Genomic DNA, 20,991 nt, shown 5'->3' with positions numbered 1-20,991 from the left:
CCACCGTGGCCACCACGAACGACCTGAAGAACGGCCTGGTGCTGAACCTCGACGGCCAGCTCTGGACCGTCACCGCGTTCCAGCACGTCAAGCCCGGCAAGGGTGGCGCCTTCGTGCGCACGACCCTCAAGCACGTGCTGACCGGGAAGGTCGTCGACAAGACCTTCAACGCGGGCACCAAGGTCGAGACCGCCACCGTGGACAAGCGCGGCATGACCTACCTGTACAAGGAAGGCACCGACTTCATCTTCATGGACGGTGACACCTACGACCAGATCCCGGTTCCGGCCGAGACGGTCAGTGACGCCGCGAACTACCTGCTGGAGAACCAGGAGGCGATGGTCGCCACGCACGAGGGCGTGCCGCTGTTCGTCGAGCTCCCGACCTCGGTCGAGCTGGTCATCGAGCACACCGACCCCGGCCTGCAGGGCGACCGCTCCACGGGTGGCACCAAGCCCGCCCGCCTCGAGACCGGTGCCGAGATCCAGGTCCCGCTGTTCGTCACGACCGGCGAGAAGATCAAGGTCGACACCCGCGACGGCCGCTACCTCGGCCGCATCAGCGACAAGTCCTGATGGGTGCTCGGAGCAAGGCCCGCAAGCGCGCGGTCGACTTCCTCTACGAAGCCGACCTGCTCGGCAGCGACGCGGTGACGTTGCTGGCCTCGCGCATCGGGTCCCCGGACGTCCCGCCGATCAACGACTACACGGTCGCGCTGGTCGAGGGCGTCACGGCTCATCGCGCCCGCATCGACGACCTGATCTCGGAGCACGCCGAGGGCTGGACCCTGCAGCGCATGCCGGCGGTGGACCGGGCGGTGCTGCGCCTCGGCCTCTACGAGCTGCTGTGGGCGACCGACGTGCCGGACGCGGTGGCCATCGACGAGGCCGTGGAGCTCGCCAAGGGCCTGTCCACGGACGACTCGCCGCGGTTCGTGAACGGTGTGCTCGGCCGGATCGCGGTCATCGCGGACCAGTTGCGCGCCGTGCTGTAGTTCCTGATCCGCCTGACGGCCGCCTGCCCCTCGGGGGTGGACGGCCGTTGCGCGTTCAGCCGCGTGCCCAGCCTCGCCGCTCACCCTCGTCGATCAGTTCCAGCGCCGCTTCCCAGAGCTTCGCCGACCCCTCACCGATCACGGCCTTGCGCGCCCGCACGTCGTCCGCGGTCACGCCGGGCGTCCGCCAGGTCCCGCCCTTCGCCATCCAGTTGAGCAGCAACGGTTGCAGCCGGTCCATGGCCTTCGCGAACCGCGCCTCGGGTGTCTGCCGCGCCTCGAACTCGTCCCACAGCGCCCGCACCGTCCGGCCCGCGTCCGGCGGCAGGATGCCGAACAACCTGTCGGCGGCCGCCTCCTCGCGTTCCTGCTGACTCTCGCCCAGCGCGGTGTCGTAGATGGGGGTGTCCCCGGCGTAGATCTCGACGAGGTCGTGCACCACCACGAGCTTCATCGTGTGGCCGACGTCGATCGGTTCGTCGGCGTACTCCGCGAGCGTCATGACCATCAGCGCGAGGTGCCACGAGTGCTCGGCGTCGTTCTCACGCCTGTCCGCCGCCGCGAGAGGAGACGCACGCAGCACGGTCTTGAGCTGGTCGACCTCGATGAGGAACGTGAGGTGCTCGCGCAGCCGGGAGTCCACACCGGACGGCAACGGGTTCTGATCAGCGAGAAGTCCTGTCACGTTGCCAGGATGCTACCGGCCCGCCAGGAACTCGTCCCACGTGCGAGTGCCGCGGTCGCCGTCCAGGGTCAGGTTCAGCCCGCCCCGGTAGGCCTTCCCGGCCTTGCCCGGCAGCCGCACCGGCACCGTGAGCCGGCGCTTGCCCGCGGTCGTCAGGTAGTCCCGCACGAGCTGCCTCATCTCGTGGACCTCGGGTCCGGCGAGGTCCGCCACGCGACCGGCGGGCTGTCCCAGCGCCAGTTCGACCAGCCGAAACGCCACGTCACGGGTGTCCACCGGCTGCAACCGCATCCCCGGCACCGGTACGACCGGGAGCTTCGCGAGACCCCGCACCATCGTCAGCGTGAGGTCGTGGAACTGGGCCGCGCGCAGGATCGTGAACGGGATGCCCGACGCCTCGACCGCCTTCTCGCAGGCGAGCTTCGTGCGCAACCACGCCAGCGGCACGGTGTCGGCGCCGATCACCGAGATGAACACGAGGTGCCGGACACCTCGGCACGCCGCCAGCAGGTTGCGGGTCGCGACGTCGTCCCCCTTCTGCCCTCCGGCGAGGTGCACCACGACGTCGGCCTCGATCGCCGGGACCTCTCCGAGCAGGTCGCAGGCGATGTCGCCGCGGCGGCTCAGCACCGCCACCTCCGCTCCTGCCGCCCGCAGCAGGGGGACGACGTGCCGGCCGAGAACGCCGGTTCCACCCGTGACGACGATCTTCATGATTACCCTCCCGAACGAGTCCGTTGCCTGCCCGACCCGGCAGCGCTCACGAACGTGACAGGCTGTGTGCCAGGCCACAGGGGGAAGCTTTGATCGCGCAGTTCGAACAGGAGCGCACGCGTTTGCGCGCCATCGCCCACCGCATGCTCGGATCGTTCGCCGAGGCCGACGACGCGCTGCAGGACGCCTGGCTGCGCGTCGAACGCGCGGACACCGCGGAGATCGACAACCCGGCCGCGTGGCTCACCACCGTCGTCGGGCGGGTGTGCCTGAACATGATGCGGGACAGGCGGGAGCACGCGTTCGAGATGCCCGACCCCGTGATCGAGACGGGGGAGGAGCCCGAGCAGCAGGCCGTCGCGAAGGACCAGGTCGGGCTCGCGATGCTGATCGTGCTGGACTCGCTGAAGCCCGACGAACGGCTTGCGTTCGTGCTGCACGACATGTTCGCCGTGCCGTTCGACGACATCGCGTCGTTGATCGAGAAGACCCCGGCCACGGCCCGTCAGCTGGCGTCGCGCGCACGCAAGCGCGTGCAGGACCGGCCGCAGCCGAACGTCGACCTGCCGAAGCAGCGCGAGGTGGTCCGCGCGTTCATCAAGGCGTCGCGGGAAGGCGACCTGGAAGGCCTGGTCGCGGTGCTGCACCCGGACGCCGTGCTGCGGGCGGGCGCCCTGGAGGTCATCGGCGGCCGGAACGTCGCGGACCGGGCGAGCCTGTTCCGCCGGGTCGCCGCGCGGGTGTCCGTCGAGTTCGCGGTCATCGGCGGCGAGGCCGGCTTCATCTCGTGGGTGGACGGCGTGCCGGTCTCGATCATGGCCTTCACCGTGCGGGACGGGCAGATCGCCGCAATCCACGTGATCCAGGACAAAGAGCAACTCGCCGCCCTTGTTCCGTGAGCAATACCACTGGCGTCACTGGTCACGTCGAACGCCCGCCGGGTGTCTATTGGAAGTGGGCGCTCGAGGTGAAGGGGACCGACGTGATCGGGGAGTGGGACCAGGGGAACAGGCTCGCTTATCGGATGCTCGGGCGGTTCGCCGAGGCCGCGGACGCGGTGCGGGAGGCGAGCCGCAAGATCGAGAAGAGCGGTGAGCCGGGCTGGCTGAGCACGGTGGTGGCGCGGGTCAGCCTCACGAGGCTCCGCGTGCGGGCGAGGAACGGGTTCCAGATGCCGGACCCGGTCGTGAGCAGGGAGCCGAACCACGAACCCGGTCTCGGCGTGCTGACCGCACTTGACGCGCTGACCCCCGACGAACGCGTCGCGTACGTGCTGCACGACATGTTCGAGGAGTCGTTCGAGCAGGTGGCGCCCCTGATCGGGCGCACGCCGCTGGGCGCGCTGCAGGTCGAGGCGCGGGCCCGCAGACGGGTGGCGGACAGACCGGTGTCCGATGTGGACCTGGCCGGGCAGCGCGTGGTCGTCGACGCGTTCCTGGCGGGGGAGGACGTGCTGGACGCCGACGTGACGCTGCGCTCCGAGGAGATCTGGCTGCGCGGTGCCGGCATGGTCGCACCCAAGGCGTCGGTGCTGCAGGCGGCGCCGTGCGTGGAACCCGCCGTCGTCGGCGGCGAGGCCGGTCTGGTGTCGACAGTGGACGGACAGCCGGTCCTGCTGGTGGCGTTCACGGTGCGGGAGAGCCGGATCGCCGCGATCCACGCGATCACGGACCGGGAGCACGTCCGCCGGCTCGTGGCACCGCGCTGACACAGCGTCAGCAGAAAGCGGCAATGGCTCCCCCGACGTCCTCAGGGCGACTGGCAGGACGTCAGGGGAGCCACTGCTCCGAAGGCGGAAGGAGAGCTCAGTCTTCCTTGGCGGGACGGGCCTCGGGAGGCAGCACGCCCCAGTCGATGAGCTGCTCGGTGAGCTCGCCCGGCGTCATGTCGTAGATGATCGCGAGCGAACGCAGGTCCTCGGTGCGGATGGAGAGGACCTTGCCGTTGTAGTCGCCGCGCTGCGACTGGATGGTCGCGGCGTAGCGGGCCAGCGGGCCGACCTTCTCGACCGGCAGCTGCTGCAGCCGTTCGAGGTTGATCACGATCTTGGTGGCCGGCTCGGCACCGGAGGGCACCCGGCCCTCGGGCAGGAGCTCGGCGACGGGAACCCCGTAGAAGTCGGCCAGCTCGGCCAGCTTCTGCACGGTCACCGCGCGGTCACCGCGCTCGTAGGAGCCGACGACCACGGCCTTCCAGCGACCGCCGGACTTCTGCTCGACGCCGTGCAGGGACAAACCCTGCTGCTGGCGGATAGCGCGGAGCTTGGCCCCCAACGCCTTGGCGTAGTCGCCCATGTGGCGGTTCTCCGTTCATTCGCCCCGTCAGCAGTACGCGCGTGCTGCGGGGAGGCTTAGATCGATACGCAGAGTAATGATTACTCGCCGTGGTCGACAGGTCAAGCTGATCTCAAGGAGAGACGCGCGCCACGCCTGGCCTACCACTCGGATGGTTGACCGTCCGTAGGTGATACGGTGCAGGTCAGCCTAGTTATTACTAGGTGTCCGACGTCCTTTAAGGACCCGTCCAGTGAGGCGGGGAAGGAGGTCCAGCCGTGGCGTCACGTCAACGTGGCGCGACGGATCCGGCCGGGGATCGCGAGATTCTTTCGGCCGGTGACGTCGCGCGCACTGTCGCCCGAATGGCCCATCAGATCATCGAGAAGACCGCTCTCGATGCACCCAGCGCACCCGACGTCGTCTTGATGGGTATTCCCAGCCGGGGAGCCCCCCTCGCCCGACGTCTAGCCGCTAAGATCGCCGAATTTTCCGGCCGGACGGTGCACGAGGGCACGCTCGACATCACCCTCTACCGCGACGACCTGCGCCGAGGCCCCACCAGGCCCCTGGAAGCGACGAAGCTGCCCGAGGGCGGCATCGACGACAAGCTGGTCGTGCTCGTGGACGACGTGCTGTTCTCCGGTCGCACGATCCGCTCCGCCCTCGACGCCCTGCGCGACCACGGCCGGCCCCGCGCCGTCCAGCTCGCCGTGCTGGTCGACCGGGGTCACCGCGAGCTGCCGATCCGCGCGGACTACGTGGGCAAGAACCTGCCGACGTCCAAGACGGAGGACGTCGTGGTCATGCTGGAAGAGTTCGACGGTCGCGACGGAGTGGTGCTGAAGTGAAGCACCTGCTCTCCACCGACGGCCTCGACCGCGACCAGGCGATCGCGATCCTCGACACCGCGGACCGGCTGAAGCAGGCGCTGCTCGGCCGCGAGGTCCGCAAGCTGCCGACGTTGCGCGGCCGCACGGTGATCACGATGTTCTACGAGAACAGCACCCGCACCCGCGTCAGCTTCGAGATCGCCGGCAAGTGGATGTCCGCGGACGTGATCAACGTCAGCAGTTCCGGTTCCAGCGTCAGCAAGGGCGAAAGCCTTCGTGACACCGCGCTGACCCTGCAGGCCGCGGGCGCCGACTGCGTGATCGTGCGCCACCCGGCGTCCGGTGCGGCCCACCGGCTCGCGGGCTGGCTCAAGCACACGAACACGTCCGTGGTGAACGCCGGCGACGGCATGCACGAGCACCCCACGCAGGCGCTGCTCGACGCCGCCACGCTGCGCGACCGCCTCGGCAGTCTCGACGGCCGCCGCGTCGCGATCGTCGGTGACGTGCTGCACAGCCGGGTCGCCCGCTCGAACGTGCACCTGCTCACCACGCTCGGTGCCGAGGTCACGCTGGTCGCCCCGCCGACCCTGCTGCCCACCGGCGTCGAGAACTGGCCGGTCACGGTCTCGCACGAGATCGACTCGCAGCTCGCCTCGCAGGACGCGGTGATGTTGCTGCGCGTGCAGGCCGAGCGGATGACCGGCGGGTTCTTCCCGAGCTCACGCGAGTACTCGATCGCGTACGGCCTCAACGAGCGGCGTCTGAAGCTGCTCCCCGAGCACGCCGTCGTGCTGCACCCCGGCCCGATGCTGCGCGGCATGGAGATCGCCTCCGTCGTCGCCGACAGCCCGCAGGCCGCCATCACCGAGCAGGTCCGCAACGGTGTCCACGTGCGCATGGCCGTGCTGTACCACTTGCTCGCCCACGAGGAGGAAAACGCGTGAAACCCTTGCTTCTCAAGGGAGTTAGGCCCTACGGCGAGGGGGCACCGCAGGACGTTCTCATCCGTGACGGCGTGATCGCCGAGGGCACGGACGAGAACGCGGAGGTCATCGAAGGCAACGGCGCGGTTCTGCTGCCGGGCTTCGTCGACCTGCACACCCACCTGCGTGAGCCTGGCCGCGAGGACACGGAGACCATCGAGACGGGCTCGAAGGCCGCCGCCCTCGGTGGCTACACGGCCGTCTTCGCCATGGCCAACACCGACCCGGTCGCCGACAACGCCGTCATCGTCGAGCACGTCGCCCGCCGCGGCCAGGAGGTCGGCCTCGTCGACGTCCACCCGGTCGGCGCCGTCACCGTCGGGCTCAAGGGCGAGAAGCTCGCCGAGCTCGGCACGATGGCGAACTCCAAGGCACGCGTCAGGGTCTTCTCCGACGACGGCCACTGCGTGCACGACCCGCTGATCATGCGGCGCGCGCTGGAGTACTCCAAGTCCCTGAACGCCGTGATCGCCCAGCACGCCGAGGAACCGCGCCTCACGGTCGGTGCCCAGGCGCACGAGGGGGAGAACGCGTCCCGGCTCGGCCTGCAGGGCTGGCCCGCGGCGGCCGAGGAGTCGATCGTCGCCCGTGACTGCATCCTCGCGAAGCAGGTCGACGCGAGGCTGCACGTCTGCCACGTCAGCACGACCGGCACGGCGGACGTCCTGAAGTGGGCCAAGGCGCGCGGAACCAAGGTCAGCGCCGAGGTCACCCCGCACCACCTGATCCTGACCGACGACCGGCTCGCCACCTACGACCCGGTCAACAAGGTCAACCCGCCGCTGCGCACTCAGGCCGACGTCGACGCGCTGCGCCAGGCGCTGGCCGACGGCACGATCGACTGCGTCGCCACGGACCACGCCCCGCACGCGATCCAGGACAAGGACTGCGAGTGGTCGGCGGCCCGTCCGGGCATGCTCGGCCTGCAGACCGCCCTCGGCATCGTCGTCGAGACCATGGTCAGGACGGGTCTGCTGGACTGGCGCGGCGTCGCCCGCGTGATGAGCGAGAAGCCCGCCGAGATCGCCGGCCTGACCGACCAGGGCCGTCCGATCGCGGTCGGCGAGCCCGCGAACCTCGTGCTGGTCGACCCGGACGCGTCGTGGACGGTGAACGGAGCGCAGCTCGCGAGCATCGCCGGCAACACCCCGTTCGAGGGCATGGAGCTGCCCGCCGCGGTGACGGCCACCATCTTGCGTGGCCGGGTGACCGCGGTGGCGGGGAGGATTGCGGAATGACGCGCATCCTCCTGTCCCTGGCGGTCTTCGTCTTCTTCGCCCTGTGCGTCTACGGGATGTGGCACGGCTGGAAGCGACGTCAGCGCAAGCAGGCCGACCTGCCGGCGTTCCCCTCGACACCGGCGACCCTGGGTGAGCCCAGGCTCGCGACCACGGGCGTCTACATCGGAACGACGAACGCGGGCAACTGGCAGGACCGCATCCAGGTCGGTGACATCGGCTTCCGCGCCGAGGCCACGCTGAGCCTCGTGCCGGAGGGCGTCGCCATCGAACGTGTTGGCGCGTCACCGTTGTTCATCCCGGCCGAGTCCATCCGGGACGCGCGAACCGACCGCGGCCTCGCCGGGAAGGTCATGTTCAGCGAAGAAGGCCTGCTGGTGGTCCAGTGGGAGAACGACGGCCACTTGTTCGACACGGGCTTCCGTGGCGACGACAAAGACGTTTACGGCGAATGGGTTGAAGCTCTCAGCCAGAAGGCATTGAACACGGAGGACAAGGCGTGACGAACGCGGCATTGGTGCTGGAAGACGGACGTGTCTTCCGCGGTGAGGCGTACGGAGCGACCGGCGTCTCGCTCGGTGAGGTCGTGTTCTCCACGGCCATGACCGGGTACCAGGAAACCCTGACCGACCCGTCCTACCACCGCCAGATCGTGGTGCAGACCGCGCCGCAGATCGGCAACACCGGCTGGAACGACGAGGACGACGAGTCGTCGAAGATCTGGGTCGCCGGCTACGTGGTCCGCGACCCCGCGCGCACGCCGTCGAACTGGCGCTCCAAGCGCGGTCTCGACGAGGAGCTCGCGAACCAGGGCGTCGTCGGCATCGCGGGCCTCGACACCCGCACCCTGACCCGCCACATCCGCGAGCAGGGCGCGATGCGCGCCGGGGTGTTCTCCGGTGCCGAGCTGTCCGACGACGCGTCGATGGTCGAGCAGGTCAAGGCGTCGGCGCAGATGGTCGGCGCGAACCTCGCGGTCGACGTCACCACGTCGAAGCCGTACGTGGTCGAGGCGATCGGTGAGAAGAAGTTCACCGTCGCCGCTCTGGACCTGGGCATCAAGTCGAACACCCCGCGGATGATGGCGGCGCGCGGCATCGAGGTGCACGTGCTGCCGCTGACGAGCTCCTTCGAGGAGATCCTCGCGACGAGCCCGGACGGCCTGTTCCTGTCCAACGGCCCGGGCGACCCGGCCACGCAGGACCACGCCATCGCGCTGACCCGCGAGGCGCTGGGCCGCAAGCTGCCGCTGTTCGGCATCTGCTTCGGCAACCAGATCCTGGGCCGCGCGGTCGGCCGCGGGACGTACAAGATGCGCTACGGCCACCGCGGCATCAACATCCCGGTCATCGACGTGACCACCGGCAAGGTCGCCATCACCTCGCAGAACCACGGATTCGCGCTTGAGGGCACGCCGGGGGAGGAGTTCTCCTCGGAGTTCGGCCGCGCCGTGCTGTCGCACTACTGCCCGAACGACGGCACCGTCGAGGGCGTCCGGCTGCTCGACGCGCCGGCGTTCTCCGTGCAGTACCACCCCGAGGCCGCGGCGGGCCCGCACGACGCCGCGCCCCTGTTCGACGACTTCGTGACCATGATGAATGAGGCCCGCTGATGCCGAAGAGGACTGATCTCAAGCACATCCTGGTCATCGGCTCCGGTCCGATCGTCATCGGTCAGGCCTGCGAGTTCGACTACTCCGGCACCCAGGCGTGCCGGGTGCTGCGGGAGGAGGGCATCAGGGTCAGCCTGGTGAACTCCAACCCGGCGACGATCATGACCGACCCCGAGTTCGCCGACGCCACCTACATCGAGCCGATCACGGCCGAGTTCGTGGAGAAGGTCATCGCGCAGGAGCGTCCCGACGCGATCCTGGCGACGCTGGGCGGCCAGACGGCGCTCAACACGGCCATCGCGCTGCACGAGCGCGGCGTGCTGGAGAAGTACAACGTCGAGCTGATCGGCGCGGACATCGACGCCATCCAGCGCGGCGAGGACCGGCAGATCTTCAAGGACCTGGTGCGCGGCATCGGTTCCGAGGTCCCGCGTTCGGCCGTGTGCAAGACGATGGACGAGGTGCGCAAGACCGTCGCCGACCTCGGCCTGCCGGTCGTCATCCGCCCGTCGTTCACCATGGGCGGCCTGGGGTCGGGCATGGCGTACACCGCGGACGAGTTGGAGCGCCTCGCGGCGATCGGCCTGGAGGAGTCCCCGGTCACCGAGGTGCTCATCGAGGAGAGCGTGCTCGGCTGGAAGGAGTACGAGCTCGAGCTGATGCGCGACCGCAACGACAACGTGGTGGTCATCTGCTCGATCGAGAACATCGACCCGATGGGCGTGCACACCGGTGACTCGGTGACGGTCGCGCCCGCGATGACGCTGACCGACCGCGAGTACCAGCACATGCGCGACGTCGGCATCCAGGTCATCCGCGAGGTCGGCGTCGACACCGGTGGCTGCAACATCCAGTTCGCGATCCACCCGGACAACGGCCGCATGGTCGTCATCGAGATGAACCCGCGCGTGTCGCGGTCGTCGGCGCTGGCGTCCAAGGCGACGGGCTTCCCGATCGCCAAGATCGCCGCGAAGCTCGCCATCGGGTACACGCTCGACGAGATCACCAACGACATCACGGGGGAGACGCCGGCGTCGTTCGAGCCCTCGCTCGACTACGTCGTCGTGAAGGCGCCGCGGTTCGCGTTCGAGAAGTTCCCCGGCGCCGACCCGACGCTGACGACCACGATGAAGTCTGTCGGCGAGGCCATGTCGATCGGCCGGAACTTCGTGGAGGCGCTGGGCAAGGCGCTGCGTTCGCTGGAAACGAAATCGGTCGGTTTCTGGACGCAGCCCGACCCCGAGGACGCTACGCTCGAGTCGACCCTGAAGCAGTTGGAGCGCGGGCACGACGGCCGCCTCTACACGGTCGAGCGTGCTCTTCGGCTCGGCGCGTCCATTGAGGACGTGTACAACGCGTCGAAGATCGACCCGTGGTTCATCGAGCAGATCGCCTGGCTCGGCACGTTGCGCACGGAGCTGCTGGACGCCCCGGTGCTCGACGAACCGTTGCTGCGCAAGGCGAAGCGCGCTGGTCTGTCCGACCGGCAGATCGCCACGCTGCGTTCGGAGCTGGCCGGTGAAGACGGCGTGCGCACCTTGCGGCATCGCCTGGGCGTGCGTCCGGTCTACAAGACGGTCGACACGTGCGCGGCGGAGTTCAAGTCCGAGACGCCGTACCACTACTCCGCGTACGAGCTCGACCCGAACGCCGAGACGGAGGTCGCGGAGCAGCGGGTGAAGCCGAAGGTGCTGATCCTGGGCTCCGGTCCGAACCGCATCGGCCAGGGCATCGAGTTCGACTACTCGTGCGTGCACGCGGCGATGGCGTTGCGGGCGGCCGGGTACGAGACCGTCATGGTCAACTGCAACCCGGAGACGGTGTCGACGGACTACGACACCTCCGACCGCCTGTACTTCGAGCCGTTGACGTTCGAGGACGTGCTGGAGGTCGTGCACTCCGAGCAGCGCTCCGGCACCGTCGCAGGCGTGATCGTGCAGCTGGGCGGCCAGACGCCGCTGGGCCTCGCGAAGCGCCTGGCCGACGCCGGCGTGCCCGTCGTGGGCACCACGCCCGAGGCGATCCACCTCGCCGAGGACCGCGGCCAGTTCGGCAAGGTGCTGACCGAGGCCGGGCTGCCCGCGCCGAAGTTCGGCACGGCCACGTCGTTCGGCGAGGCGAAGGAGATCGCGGACGAGATCGGTTACCCGGTCCTCGTGCGTCCCTCCTACGTGCTCGGTGGGCGCGGCATGGAGATCGTGTACGACGAGGAGTCGCTGTCGGGCTACATCGCCCGTGCGACCGAGGTGACGCCCGAGCACCCGGTGCTGGTCGACCGGTTCCTCGACGACGCCATCGAGATCGACGTCGACGCGCTGTGCGACGGCGAAGAGGTGTTCATCGGCGGTGTGATGGAACACATCGAGGAAGCCGGCGTCCACTCCGGCGACTCGTCTTGTGCGCTGCCCCCGATCACCTTGGGCGCCTCGGACATCGAGAACGTTCGCCGCTCCACCGAGGCCATCGCGCGCGGCATCGGCGTGAAGGGCCTCCTGAACGTCCAGTACGCGCTCAAGGACGACGTGCTGTACGTCCTGGAGGCGAACCCGCGTGCGTCGCGCACGGTGCCGTTCGTGTCCAAGGCGACGGCGGTGTCGATGGCCAAGGCCGCGTCCCGCGTCATGCTCGGCGCCACGATCGCCGAACTGCGCGTCGAGGGCATCCTGCCCGCCACCGGTGACGGTGCCCGGCTGCCCGAGCACGCGCCGGTCGCGGTGAAGGAGGCGGTCATGCAGTTCCACCGCTTCCGCACGCCCGAGGGCCACGGCGTCGACTCGTTGCTGGGCCCGGAGATGAAGTCCACCGGCGAGGTCATGGGCATCGACTCGTCGTTCGGCAAGGCGTTCGCGAAGTCGCAGACGGCCTCGTACGGCTCGCTTCCCACGTCCGGCAAGGTGTTCGTGTCGTTCGCGAACCGCGACAAGCGCGCGATGATCTTCCCGGTCAAGCGGCTCGCCGACCTCGGTTTCCAGATCCTGGCGACCTCGGGCACGGCGGAGGTGCTCAAGCGCAACGGGATCGCGTGCACCGAGGTGCGCAAGCACTTCGAGGGCGAGGGCAACGTCGTCGACATGATCCTGAACGGCGAGATCGACATGATCTTCAACACGCCGTACGGCAACAGCGGCCCGCGCATCGACGGCTACGAGATCCGCACCGCCGCCGTGGCCAAGGACATCCCGTGTGTGACCACGATCCAGGGCGCTGCCGCGGCCGTGCACGGCATCGAGGCGCTCATCCGGGGTGACATCGGGGTCCAGCCGCTGCAGGCCCTCCAGGCCGCGCTGCGGGGTGACGCGTGACGTTCGGCGAGAAGCTCGAGAAAGCCGTTGGGGCGCACGGACCTCTGTGCGTCGGGATCGACCCGCACCCGAGCCTGCTGGACGCCTGGGGCCTCTCCAGGACCGCCGAGGGCCTCGAACGGTTCGCCCTGACGGCCGTGGAGGCGTTCGGCGGCAAGGTGTCGATGGTGAAGCCGCAGGCGGCGTTCTTCGAGGCCTACGGGTCGCGGGGCGTCGCCGTGCTGGAGCGGGTGATCGCGGAGCTGCGCGACTCGGGCACGCTGGTGCTCGTGGACGCCAAGCGCGGCGACATCGGCTCGACCATGGCCGCCTACGCGCAGGCGTACCTCGGCGACGGCTCACCGCTCGCCGGTGACGCCGTCACGGTCTCCCCGTTCCTCGGCTTCGGGTCGTTGCAGCCCGCCCTGGACACGGCGCGGGCGACGGGCCGGGGCGTGTTCGTGCTCGCCCTCACGTCGAACCCGGAGGGCGAGCAGGTCCAGCGGGCGGTTGCTCCAGACGGGCGAACCGCGGCGCAGACGATCATCGATTTCGCGGCGGCTCGAAATTCAGGCATTTCCCCGTGCGGCGATGTGGGTCTTGTCGTGGGTGCCACGATCGGGGAAACGGATGTGGACCTCGGAGGGTTCAACGGACCGATCCTGGCGCCCGGTTTCGGTGCTCAGGGCGGCTCGGTCGCTGATCTGAAACGGCTCTTCGGACCCGACATGCGCAACGTCTTTCCAGCTTCTTCACGAGATGTTCTCAAACATGGTCCGGACGTGTCTTCGCTGGTCAGGGCCGTGCGGAGCGTGCAGGACAGCCTCTGAGGCGGGGCGCGCCACGCCTTTTCGGGTGTGGTGCGCTCACCTGGGCAAACATGTGTTGGTAGGGTCCACGCCACCGGCTGCCCCGCTGGTCACCGGCCTCATAGCACACCTAGAGTGGGCGACGAGTCGCCGGTGGCGGTGATCAGGCCGCCGGATGGTTTGGTACTACTACCACCCGCCGCTTCACTCATGACCGCTGAGGATTTACCTGACTGGGTCACGTTGTACTCAGGCAATTGCGGTCGGTATGTTCGCGGCACCGATCCGAAAAGAATCCACACCACGGAGGAAATCGTGGCTCTTCCCCAGCTTACCGAGGAGCAGCGGGCCGCAGCGCTGGAGAAGGCTGCTGCCGCTCGTCGCGTCCGGGCTGAGCTCAAGGAGCGCCTGAAGCGTGGCGGCACGACCCTGACGGACGTGCTGAAGGCCGCCGAGAGCGATGAGATCCTTGGCAAGATGAAGGTGTCCGCGCTGCTCGAGGCCCTGCCGGGTGTCGGCAAGGTGCGTGCTCAGCAGATCATGGAGCGCCTCGAGATCGCTCCCAGCCGTCGCCTGCGCGGTCTTGGCGACCGCCAGCGCAAGGCCCTGCTTTCCGAGTTCAGCGGAGAGTGATTGGCAGCGAGGCGGGAACGGGCTCTGCCCGTTCCCGCCTCACCGTCTTGTCCGGGCCGTCCGGCGTTGGCAAGTCCAGCGTCCTGGCGGAGCTGCGCAGGCAGCAACCCGACGTCTACTTTTCCGTCTCGGCGACCACCAGGAAGCCGAGGCCGGGCGAGGTCGACGGAGTGCACTACCACTTCGTGGACCACGAGAAGTTCCAGCAGATGGTTGACGACGGCGAGTTCCTCGAACACGCCGACTTCGCCGGCAACCGCTACGGAACCCCTCGCAGGCCCGTCGACGAAGCTCTGGCCTCCGGCCGCCCCGCCCTGCTCGAGATCGAACTGCAGGGCGCGCGGCAGGTCCGCGAGGCGATGCCACAAGCCCAGCTGGTCATGCTGATGCCCCCGTCCTGGGAGCACCTGGTCGACCGGCTGACCGGCAGAGGCACCGAACACCCGGACGTCGTCGAACGCCGGCTCGTCATCGCTCGCGAGGAGCTGGCGGCCGAGAAGGAGTTCGACGAGGTCGTCGTGAACGCCGACGTGAAGTCGGCCGCGGCCGACTTGCTATCCTTGATGGTCGGACCACGAATTTCAGGAGTATGCGAGTGATCACCCACACCGAGCTCGGTCACCTGACCGGTTCTCCGGAGGGCATCACCAACCCGCCGATCGACGACCTGCTTGAGCAGGTGAGCTCGAAGTACGCGTTGGTGATCTACGCCGCGAAGCGTGCCCGCCAGATCAACGACTACTACGCGCAGCTCGGCGAGGGCCTGCTCGAGTACGTCGGCCCGCTCGTCGAGCCGGGCCCGCGTGAGAAGCCTTTGTCGATCGCGCTCCGCGAGATCCACGCCGGCCTTCTCGAGCACACCGAGGGCGAGTGACCGCGTCGTCTGACGCTGATGCCCCTGTTCGCCCCGAGGTCGTTCTTGGGGTCGGCGGGGGCATCGCCGCGTACAAGGCCTGTGAGGTCCTGCGCCGGCTGACCGAGTCCGGTCACTCCGTGCGGGTCATCCCCACCGAGGGCGCGCTGAAGTTCGTGGGAGCCGCCACGTTCGAGGCGCTGTCCGGCAAGGTCGTGTCCGCGGATCCGTTCGACGACGTGCACGAGGTGCCGCACGTCAAGCTCGGGCAGAACGCCGACCTCGTCGTGGTGGCCCCGGCGACGGCGAACCTGATCGCGAAGGCCGCGCACGGCCTCGCGGACGACCTCCTGACGAACACCCTGCTGACCGCGCGCTGCCCGGTCCTGCTGGTGCCGGCGATGCACACGGAGATGTGGGAGCACCCCGCCACCCAGCACAACGTGGCGTTGCTGCGGTCGCGCGGCGTCATCGTCGCCGAGCCGGCGTCGGGACGTCTCACGGGCAAGGACACCGGCAAGGGCCGGCTGCCCGACCCCGCCGAGATCGTCGAGCTGGCCCGGCTGCTGCTGGTGCGCCGCGACGCGCTCGCGCGGACACTGGAGGGCGTGCACGTCGCGATCTCCGCGGGCGGCACGCGCGAACCACTCGACCCGGTGCGGTTCATCGGCAACCGGTCGTCCGGCAAGCAGGGATACGCACTCGCCAGGGTGGCGGCCCAGCGCGGCGCACGCGTGACCTTGGTCGCCGGGAACACGGCGGATCTCAGCACGCCGGCGGGTGTCGACCTCGTGAAGGTCGGCTCGGCGGTGGAACTGCGCGACGCCATGCACAAGGTCGCGGCGGACGCGGACGTGGTCGTGATGGCCGCCGCGGTCGCCGACTTCCGGCCGTTGTCGCTCACCGGACACAAGATCAAGAAGACCGACGGCGACCCGGACCCGATCGCGCTGACGAAGAACCCCGACATCCTCGTGGAACTCGTTTCCGCACGTAGGACGGGCCAGCTGATCGTCGGGTTCGCCGCGGAGACCGGCGACGAGACGACGTCGGTGCTCGACTACGGGCGGGCGAAGCTGCGCCGCAAGGGGTGCGACCTCCTGGTGCTGAACGCGGTCGGCGACGGCAAGGCGTTCGAGCAGGACGACAACGCCGGCTGGCTGCTGTCCCCGGACGGCGCCGAGACGCCTATACCCCACGGCCCCAAGACACAAGTGGCGTCCGCCGTGTGGGACGCGGTTACCGCTCGCTTGACGCAGTCTCAGTAGTATTTTCCCAAGTCCAACCAGCAACGAAGGAGTGTCCGTGAGCCAGCACGGCAGCAGGCTATTCACGAGTGAGTCGGTGACCGAGGGACACCCCGACAAGATCTGCGACGCGATCAGCGACTCGATCCTGGACGCGTTGCTGGCCAAGGACGCGCGTTCCCGCGTCGCCGTGGAAACGCTCATCACCACCGGCCAGGTCCACGTCGCGGGTGAGGTCACCACCGAGGCCTACGCGGACATCCCCACGATCGTCCGCGAGAAGATCCTCGAGATCGGCTACGACTCGTCGCAGAAGGGCTTCGACGGCAACTCCTGTGGCGTGAACATCGCCATCGGCGCGCAGTCCCCGGACATCGCGCAGGGCGTCGACACCGCCTTCGAGAACCGCGTCGAAGGTGCCGACGACGAGATCGACAAGCAGGGCGCCGGCGACCAGGGCCTGATGTTCGGCTACGCGTGCACCGACACGCCCGAGCTCATGCCGCTGCCGATCGCGCTGGCCCACCGCCTCTCGCGCCGCCTGAGCGCGGTCCGCAAGGACGGCACCGTCCCGTACCTGCGCCCGGACGGCAAGACGCAGGTCACCATCGAGTACGCGGGCGACCAGCCCGTGCGCCTCGACACCGTCGTCATCAGCACGCAGCACGCCGACGGCATCGACCTCGAGAAGCTCCTCGGCGTCGACCTGCGCGAGCACGTGGTGGCCCCCGAGCTCGCCGAGCTCACCCTGGACACCTCGAACGTCCGCCTGCTCACCAACCCGACCGGCCGCTTCGTCATCGGCGGCCCGATGGGCGACGCGGGCCTCACCGGCCGCAAGATCATCGTCGACACCTACGGCGGCATGGCCCGCCACGGCGGCGGCGCGTTCTCCGGCAAGGACCCGTCGAAGGTCGACCGCTCCGCCGCCTACGCCATGCGCTGGGTAGCGAAGAACACCGTCGCGGCAGGCCTCGCCACCCGCGTCGAGGTCCAGGTCGCCTACGCCATCGGCAAGGCGGCCCCCGTGGGCCTGTTCGTCGAGACGTTCGGCACCGAGACCGTGGACCCGCAGAAGATCCAGCAGGCCATCAGCGAGGTCTTCGACCTCCGGCCCGCCGCGATCATCCGCGACCTCGACCTGCTCCGCCCGATCTACGCCCCGACCGCCGCGTACGGACACTTCGGCCGCACCGACATCGACCTCCCCTGGGAGTCGACGGACCGCGCCGAGGCTCTGCGCAACGCCGCCGGCGCCTGATCGCTCCGCAATCCCGAACGGCCCGCTTCCCCACCGGGGAGGCGGGCCGTTTCGCATCCGGGGACCTCGTCCAGGCACAGACTTCGCGCTGATCCCAAGGTCGTCACCCACTCTGGAACTGGCGCCTCCTAGCTGCGGAAGCCTGCCAGGCGCGTATTTCCGGCCCTCCGCGCACCTCCGCCCACCGTGGGGGACAACACGACCGGTCTGCGCGCCGTACCGCGCCCGCTCGACGTCGAGCTGCCCCGCCTGCGGCTGGTCGACCGCCTCGGCGCCCGCTGGTCCCGCCCGGTCACGCTGGTCACGGCCGGCCCCGGCTTCGGCAAGACCACGGCGCTGGCGCAGGCCGTCCGGGCGAACCTCCTGGCGCCGCGGGGCATCGACGCCTGGGTGACGTGCGGCCCCGGCCACGAGGACGCCGCCCGTCTGGCGTCGGCGATCCTCAGCGCCCTCGGACATCCGGCCTCTGGGGGCGATCCACGCGAGGTCCTCGCGGTGTTGCGAGGCAAGGCTCCGCTGGACGTCTGTCTGCTGCTCGACGACGTCCACGAGGTCCCGGACGGGTCGCCGGGCGCGGAGTTGCTCGCACAGGTCGCGCGTGCCCTGCCCGACACCGCGCATCTCGTGTTGTCCGGGCGCTCGACGCCTGCCCTTCCGCTGGCTCGGAGGCAGGCGGCGGGAGAGGTGGCGGTCATCGAGACGAAGGACCTGGCGTTCACCGGCGCCGAAGCGTCCGCGCTGGCCCGGAAACTCGGGCGTGAGTTGACCGAGGACCTGCAGGGGTGGCCGGCCCTTGTCAGGTTGTCGCTCACGGCCGGTCCGGCCGCGTCGTGGCGGTACGCCGCGGAGGAGGTGCTGAGCCGGCTGCCCGAGCGGACGCGCACCTCGTTGGCCGCGCTGGTGATCCTCGGGTCGGCGACGGCCGAGGAGGTCGGCGTCGTGGCGGGGGAGTCCACTGATCTGGAGCACCTCACACGTGAGGTGCCGCTGGTCGACCGGCTCGACGACGGGCGGTACCGGGCCCACGACCTGTGGGCGGGTCTGGTGTCCACCGGTCATCTGCGGGGCAGGGCCGTCGAGGTGCTCACCGGGCGCGGCGACCTGGCTGCGGCGGGGCGGGTCGCGTGTCGTGCCGGCGACTGGACTTTGCTCGCCGAGCTTGCGGTCGAGCTCGTGCGGACCACGCTGTCGGTCCTGCCGGGCGCTACGGCTCAGAAGTGGCTCAACGCGGTTCCCGCACAGCACGAGCAAGAGGCGGCGTTCCTGTTGCTGAAGGCCGCGTTGGTGCACGCCAACGACTTCACCGATCCGTCGATCGACTGCCTGGTCGACCGGGCGTGCGCGGTGATGCTGGAAGCCGGTGACCACGAGAGTGCGGCGGTGGCGCTGGGACAGGCTGTGATCACCGCGCACTCCAGGGGTGATCTGGTCCGGCTGGCCGCTGTTGCCCAACGGGCCCAACGGCTCGACGCGCAGTCGCCGGTGTTGAAAGTGCTCCAGCACAGTGTCGCCGCGGTCGTCGCCGAACTCGCCGGCGACCCGGAAGCGGCGCTCACGCATCTCGCCCAGGCGCCCGTCAACGCTGTGCCCCAAGCGCTTGCGGTGTCCACGATCAGGTTCCACGTGCATTGCCTGGCACTGTGCGGGCGGGGCCGGGAAGCGGCCGAACTCGCCGAACGGATGCTCGAGGACGACCTGGCCCGTCGTCATGCCGCGACGGCTCGCTGGTTCGACGGTGAAGCCGTTGATTTCCAAGGAGACGGCACGGACAGCACGGCGCGCGACGAGTTCGTGGCGCGGGCCATTCACGCGGTCGTCGCGGCGTCGTTCGGTGAGACCGCTCCGGAACCGGCGGCGGAGCAGGACAACCCGCGCGACGCGGTCCTGGCGTGTGCCGCGCAAGCGGCGGCGGCCGTCACACGCGGGGAGGAAGACCTGGCCCGCGACCTCTACAAGCAGCACCTGGACCGGTGGCCGCTGGAGATCGCGCTCGCCGAACGGCATCTGCGCCGGTTTCTCACGCTCGGGTACGTGCTCAGCGACGAACTCAGAGAACGCTGGGACAGCATCGATCTGGGGCCGTCGCACCGCAAAGCACGAGCTGCCGGGCGCGCGTTCCTCGACGCGAGGAAAGGCGATCTGCGAAGAGATCTACCGGCAGCACACGCGTTCTGCTTCCTGCCGTTGCCGTGGTCCGTCGAACTCGCCGCGCGTCAGGCGGCAGCGGGCAGCACGCACCTGGGCACCTGGCTGGCTGATCGGGTCGGAACGGCCGCGCACCGCCAGTTCCGTGAACTGGCCAGGGATCCGGACCTCGCCGCCGGTGCCGCCAGACTCCTCGCCACCGTGCCCGCGCCACCGGACCACCCGATCGGCATCGAGGTCATCGGGCCGATGCGCGTCACGAGGAACGGCGTCGCCACCGACGCACCCGAACTGCGCAGGGCACGCGTCCGGCAGCTCCTCGGCCTTCTCACGTTGCGCACCTCGCTGTCCCGAGAGCAGGCGATGGACCTGCTGTGGCCCGAACTGGACGCCGCCAGCGCCGCACGGAACCTGCGCGTCACCATGACCCACCTCAGGCGGTTGCTGGAACCCGGCCGCGCGGGCGGCGAGGCCAGTTACTTCCTGCGCAGCGACAGCGAGACGATCCGGCTCGTCCGGAGCGATCAGCTGACGGTGGACCTGTGGTCGTTCCAGGAAGCGGGCGCCGACGACGCCGTGTCGCTGTGGCGAGGAGAGCCGCTCCCGGACCTGACCGACCTGTGCGAGGCCGAGATCACCGACATCAGGACCAGGCACGTGCGGAACCTGTTGGCACTGGGCGAACTCAGGCTCGTCACGGGTGATCCGGCCGAGGCTCACCACCTGGCGGAACGGGCCCTGGAACTGGAGCCGTTCGAGCCACGCGGGCATCGGCTCGCGCTCGCCGCAGCAGTGCGCGCACGCAATCCACACAGGATGGTGAGGACGCGTGCGCGCGTGCTGGACTCGTTGCGGCAGCTCGGGATCAGACCCGATCCGGCCACGGAGATCCTGTTGCGGCAGGCGGTCGCTAGCAGCTGACCTGGCCCTCGGTGGACGCCGTGCAGAAGTCGAACCCTGCCTCGCCGTCACCGTCGTCGGAGTTCAGGCCTCCCGACAGCAGGTCCATCCCGTCGCCACCGAGCATCGTGTCGTCTCCGGGCTCGCCGTAGACGGTGTCGTGGTGCAGACCGCCGTCGACCTTGTCGTCGCCCCAGCCGGCGCAGATCAGGTCGTTGCCGGGGCCGCCGACGATCACGTCGTCGGCACCGAGACCGAGGATGATGTCGTTGCCCTCCATGCCGACGATCACGTCCGGCCCGTTGCTGCCGAGGATCACGTCCGGGCCGGGGCCGCCGGGGATGAAGCCCGCCCCGACGATCGTGGGCACGGCGTTGTAGCAGGCCGCCTGCGGCGGTCTGTTCTGGAACTCCGGCGGGACGTCGTCCGCCTGGGCGACACCGGCGGTGCACAGTCCGATGGCGAGCGCGGCGGCGGCGATGCGCAGTCTCATTGTCGTTTCCCCTCTTCGGTTTCTTGCCTGAGAA

General features: G+C 69.4%; 21 protein-coding genes. 17 read left to right on the top strand and 4 right to left on the bottom strand.

Translation table 11 applies throughout. The features are described from left to right. Positions 1–5 precede the first annotated feature (5 nt). Positions 6–575 (top strand): elongation factor P, encoded by a 570-nt coding sequence (gene efp, locus PV646_RS31885; protein ID WP_189156805.1) that lies wholly within the window; start codon positions 6–8, stop codon positions 573–575. Next, the gene (gene nusB / locus PV646_RS31880; protein ID WP_500346006.1) at positions 575–994 is read left to right on the top strand and encodes a transcription antitermination factor NusB; all 420 of its coding nucleotides are present in this window, start codon (positions 575–577) and stop codon (positions 992–994) included. Before efp ends, nusB begins: the two co-directional genes overlap by 1 nt. A gap of 55 nt (positions 995–1,049) precedes the next feature. On the opposite strand, the gene PV646_RS31875 is transcribed toward nusB, so the two are convergent. Further along, the gene (locus PV646_RS31875) at positions 1,050–1,679 is read right to left on the bottom strand and encodes an HD domain-containing protein (protein ID WP_500346005.1); all 630 of its coding nucleotides are present in this window, start codon (positions 1,677–1,679) and stop codon (positions 1,050–1,052) included. 12 nt (positions 1,680–1,691) lie between these two features. Further along, entirely contained in the window at positions 1,692–2,393 is a 702-nt protein-coding gene (locus PV646_RS31870) for an SDR family oxidoreductase (protein WP_500346004.1), read from the bottom strand. 89 nt (positions 2,394–2,482) lie between these two features. On the opposite strand from PV646_RS31870, the gene PV646_RS31865 reads away from it, so the two are divergent. After that, positions 2,483–3,292: a sigma-70 family RNA polymerase sigma factor gene (locus PV646_RS31865; protein WP_500346003.1), complete on the top strand. Its 810-nt coding sequence runs from the start codon at positions 2,483–2,485 to the stop codon at positions 3,290–3,292. Further along, positions 3,289–4,101 (top strand): sigma-70 family RNA polymerase sigma factor family protein, encoded by an 813-nt coding sequence (locus PV646_RS31860; protein WP_500346002.1) that lies wholly within the window; start codon positions 3,289–3,291, stop codon positions 4,099–4,101. The genes PV646_RS31865 and PV646_RS31860 overlap by 4 nt, the downstream gene beginning before the upstream one ends. Before the next feature lie 97 nt (positions 4,102–4,198). Here PV646_RS31860 and bldD read toward each other — a convergent pair whose 3' ends face one another. Then, positions 4,199–4,687 (bottom strand): transcriptional regulator BldD, encoded by a 489-nt coding sequence (bldD, locus tag PV646_RS31855; RefSeq protein WP_030471611.1) that lies wholly within the window; start codon positions 4,685–4,687, stop codon positions 4,199–4,201. Positions 4,688–4,944: 257 nt separating this feature from the next. Here bldD and pyrR point away from each other — a divergent pair, with 257 nt between their 5' ends. The 13 genes from pyrR (at position 4,945) to PV646_RS31790 (ending at position 20,485) form a co-directional block, all read left to right on the top strand. After that, positions 4,945–5,517, top strand: coding sequence for a bifunctional pyr operon transcriptional regulator/uracil phosphoribosyltransferase PyrR (pyrR, locus tag PV646_RS31850; protein ID WP_089912344.1), 573 nt, complete (start codon positions 4,945–4,947; stop codon positions 5,515–5,517). Next, positions 5,514–6,446, top strand: coding sequence for an aspartate carbamoyltransferase catalytic subunit (locus PV646_RS31845; protein ID WP_189156799.1), 933 nt, complete (start codon positions 5,514–5,516; stop codon positions 6,444–6,446). The genes pyrR and PV646_RS31845 overlap by 4 nt, the downstream gene beginning before the upstream one ends. After that, a complete protein-coding gene (locus tag PV646_RS31840; protein WP_500346001.1) occupies positions 6,443–7,723 on the top strand; it encodes a dihydroorotase in 1,281 nt (426 codons plus the stop codon). Before PV646_RS31845 ends, PV646_RS31840 begins: the two co-directional genes overlap by 4 nt. Beyond that, the gene (locus PV646_RS31835; protein WP_500346000.1) at positions 7,720–8,226 is read left to right on the top strand and encodes a PH-like domain-containing protein; all 507 of its coding nucleotides are present in this window, start codon (positions 7,720–7,722) and stop codon (positions 8,224–8,226) included. Before PV646_RS31840 ends, PV646_RS31835 begins: the two co-directional genes overlap by 4 nt. After that, positions 8,223–9,335: a glutamine-hydrolyzing carbamoyl-phosphate synthase small subunit gene (carA, locus tag PV646_RS31830; protein WP_500345999.1), complete on the top strand. Its 1,113-nt coding sequence runs from the start codon at positions 8,223–8,225 to the stop codon at positions 9,333–9,335. The genes PV646_RS31835 and carA overlap by 4 nt, the downstream gene beginning before the upstream one ends. Further along, positions 9,335–12,637, top strand: coding sequence for a carbamoyl-phosphate synthase large subunit (gene carB, locus PV646_RS31825; protein ID WP_500345998.1), 3,303 nt, complete (start codon positions 9,335–9,337; stop codon positions 12,635–12,637). Before carA ends, carB begins: the two co-directional genes overlap by 1 nt. Beyond that, complete coding sequence (gene pyrF / locus PV646_RS31820) at positions 12,634–13,446, top strand: orotidine-5'-phosphate decarboxylase (RefSeq protein ID WP_500345997.1); 813 nt, start codon at positions 12,634–12,636, stop codon at positions 13,444–13,446. Before carB ends, pyrF begins: the two co-directional genes overlap by 4 nt. A gap of 294 nt (positions 13,447–13,740) precedes the next feature. Further along, the gene (gene mihF, locus PV646_RS31815; protein ID WP_330278182.1) at positions 13,741–14,058 is read left to right on the top strand and encodes an integration host factor, actinobacterial type; all 318 of its coding nucleotides are present in this window, start codon (positions 13,741–13,743) and stop codon (positions 14,056–14,058) included. Next, entirely contained in the window at positions 14,055–14,657 is a 603-nt protein-coding gene (gmk, locus tag PV646_RS31810; RefSeq protein WP_500345996.1) for a guanylate kinase, read from the top strand. Before mihF ends, gmk begins: the two co-directional genes overlap by 4 nt. Before the next feature lie 23 nt (positions 14,658–14,680). Next, positions 14,681–14,932, top strand: a complete 252-nt coding sequence (rpoZ, locus tag PV646_RS31805; protein WP_030471601.1) for a DNA-directed RNA polymerase subunit omega — start codon at positions 14,681–14,683, stop codon at positions 14,930–14,932. Further along, positions 14,929–16,179, top strand: a complete 1,251-nt coding sequence (gene coaBC / locus PV646_RS31800; RefSeq protein WP_500345995.1) for a bifunctional phosphopantothenoylcysteine decarboxylase/phosphopantothenate--cysteine ligase CoaBC — start codon at positions 14,929–14,931, stop codon at positions 16,177–16,179. The genes rpoZ and coaBC overlap by 4 nt, the downstream gene beginning before the upstream one ends. Positions 16,180–16,216: 37 nt before the next feature. After that, positions 16,217–17,419, top strand: a complete 1,203-nt coding sequence (metK, locus tag PV646_RS31795) for a methionine adenosyltransferase (RefSeq protein WP_500345994.1) — start codon at positions 16,217–16,219, stop codon at positions 17,417–17,419. Positions 17,420–17,605: 186 nt separating this feature from the next. Then, positions 17,606–20,485, top strand: coding sequence for an AfsR/SARP family transcriptional regulator (locus PV646_RS31790; protein ID WP_500345993.1), 2,880 nt, complete (start codon positions 17,606–17,608; stop codon positions 20,483–20,485). Here the strand turns inward: PV646_RS31790 and PV646_RS31785 are convergent. Next, a complete protein-coding gene (locus PV646_RS31785; RefSeq protein WP_500345992.1) occupies positions 20,475–20,957 on the bottom strand; it encodes a calcium-binding protein in 483 nt (160 codons plus the stop codon). The two genes, PV646_RS31790 and PV646_RS31785, sit on opposite strands and share 11 nt — an antisense overlap. Positions 20,958–20,991: the final 34 nt, after the last annotated feature.

Source organism: Streptomyces sp. ID05-26A (assembly GCF_033794685.1).
In the GTDB taxonomy this organism is placed as follows: domain Bacteria; phylum Actinomycetota; class Actinomycetes; order Mycobacteriales; family Pseudonocardiaceae; genus Lentzea.
Note: the sequence above shows the minus strand (reverse complement) of the source record. Positions and strands in the feature narration are given on the sequence as shown.

Bases quoted from the DNA above. Each gene is read 5' to 3' on its own strand.
- PV646_RS31835 (WP_500346000.1), top strand. From the start codon at position 7,720: ATGACGCGCATCCTCCTGTCCCTGGCGGTCTTCGTCTTCTTCGCCCTG.
- bldD (WP_030471611.1), bottom strand. From the start codon at position 4,687: ATGGGCGACTACGCCAAGGCGTTGGGGGCCAAGCTCCGCGCTATCCGC.
- carB (WP_500345998.1), top strand. From the start codon at position 9,335: ATGCCGAAGAGGACTGATCTCAAGCACATCCTGGTCATCGGCTCCGGT.
- PV646_RS31870 (WP_500346004.1), bottom strand. From the start codon at position 2,393: ATGAAGATCGTCGTCACGGGTGGAACCGGCGTTCTCGGCCGGCACGTC.
- nusB (WP_500346006.1), top strand. From the start codon at position 575: ATGGGTGCTCGGAGCAAGGCCCGCAAGCGCGCGGTCGACTTCCTCTAC.
- PV646_RS31785 (WP_500345992.1), bottom strand. From the start codon at position 20,957: ATGAGACTGCGCATCGCCGCCGCCGCGCTCGCCATCGGACTGTGCACC.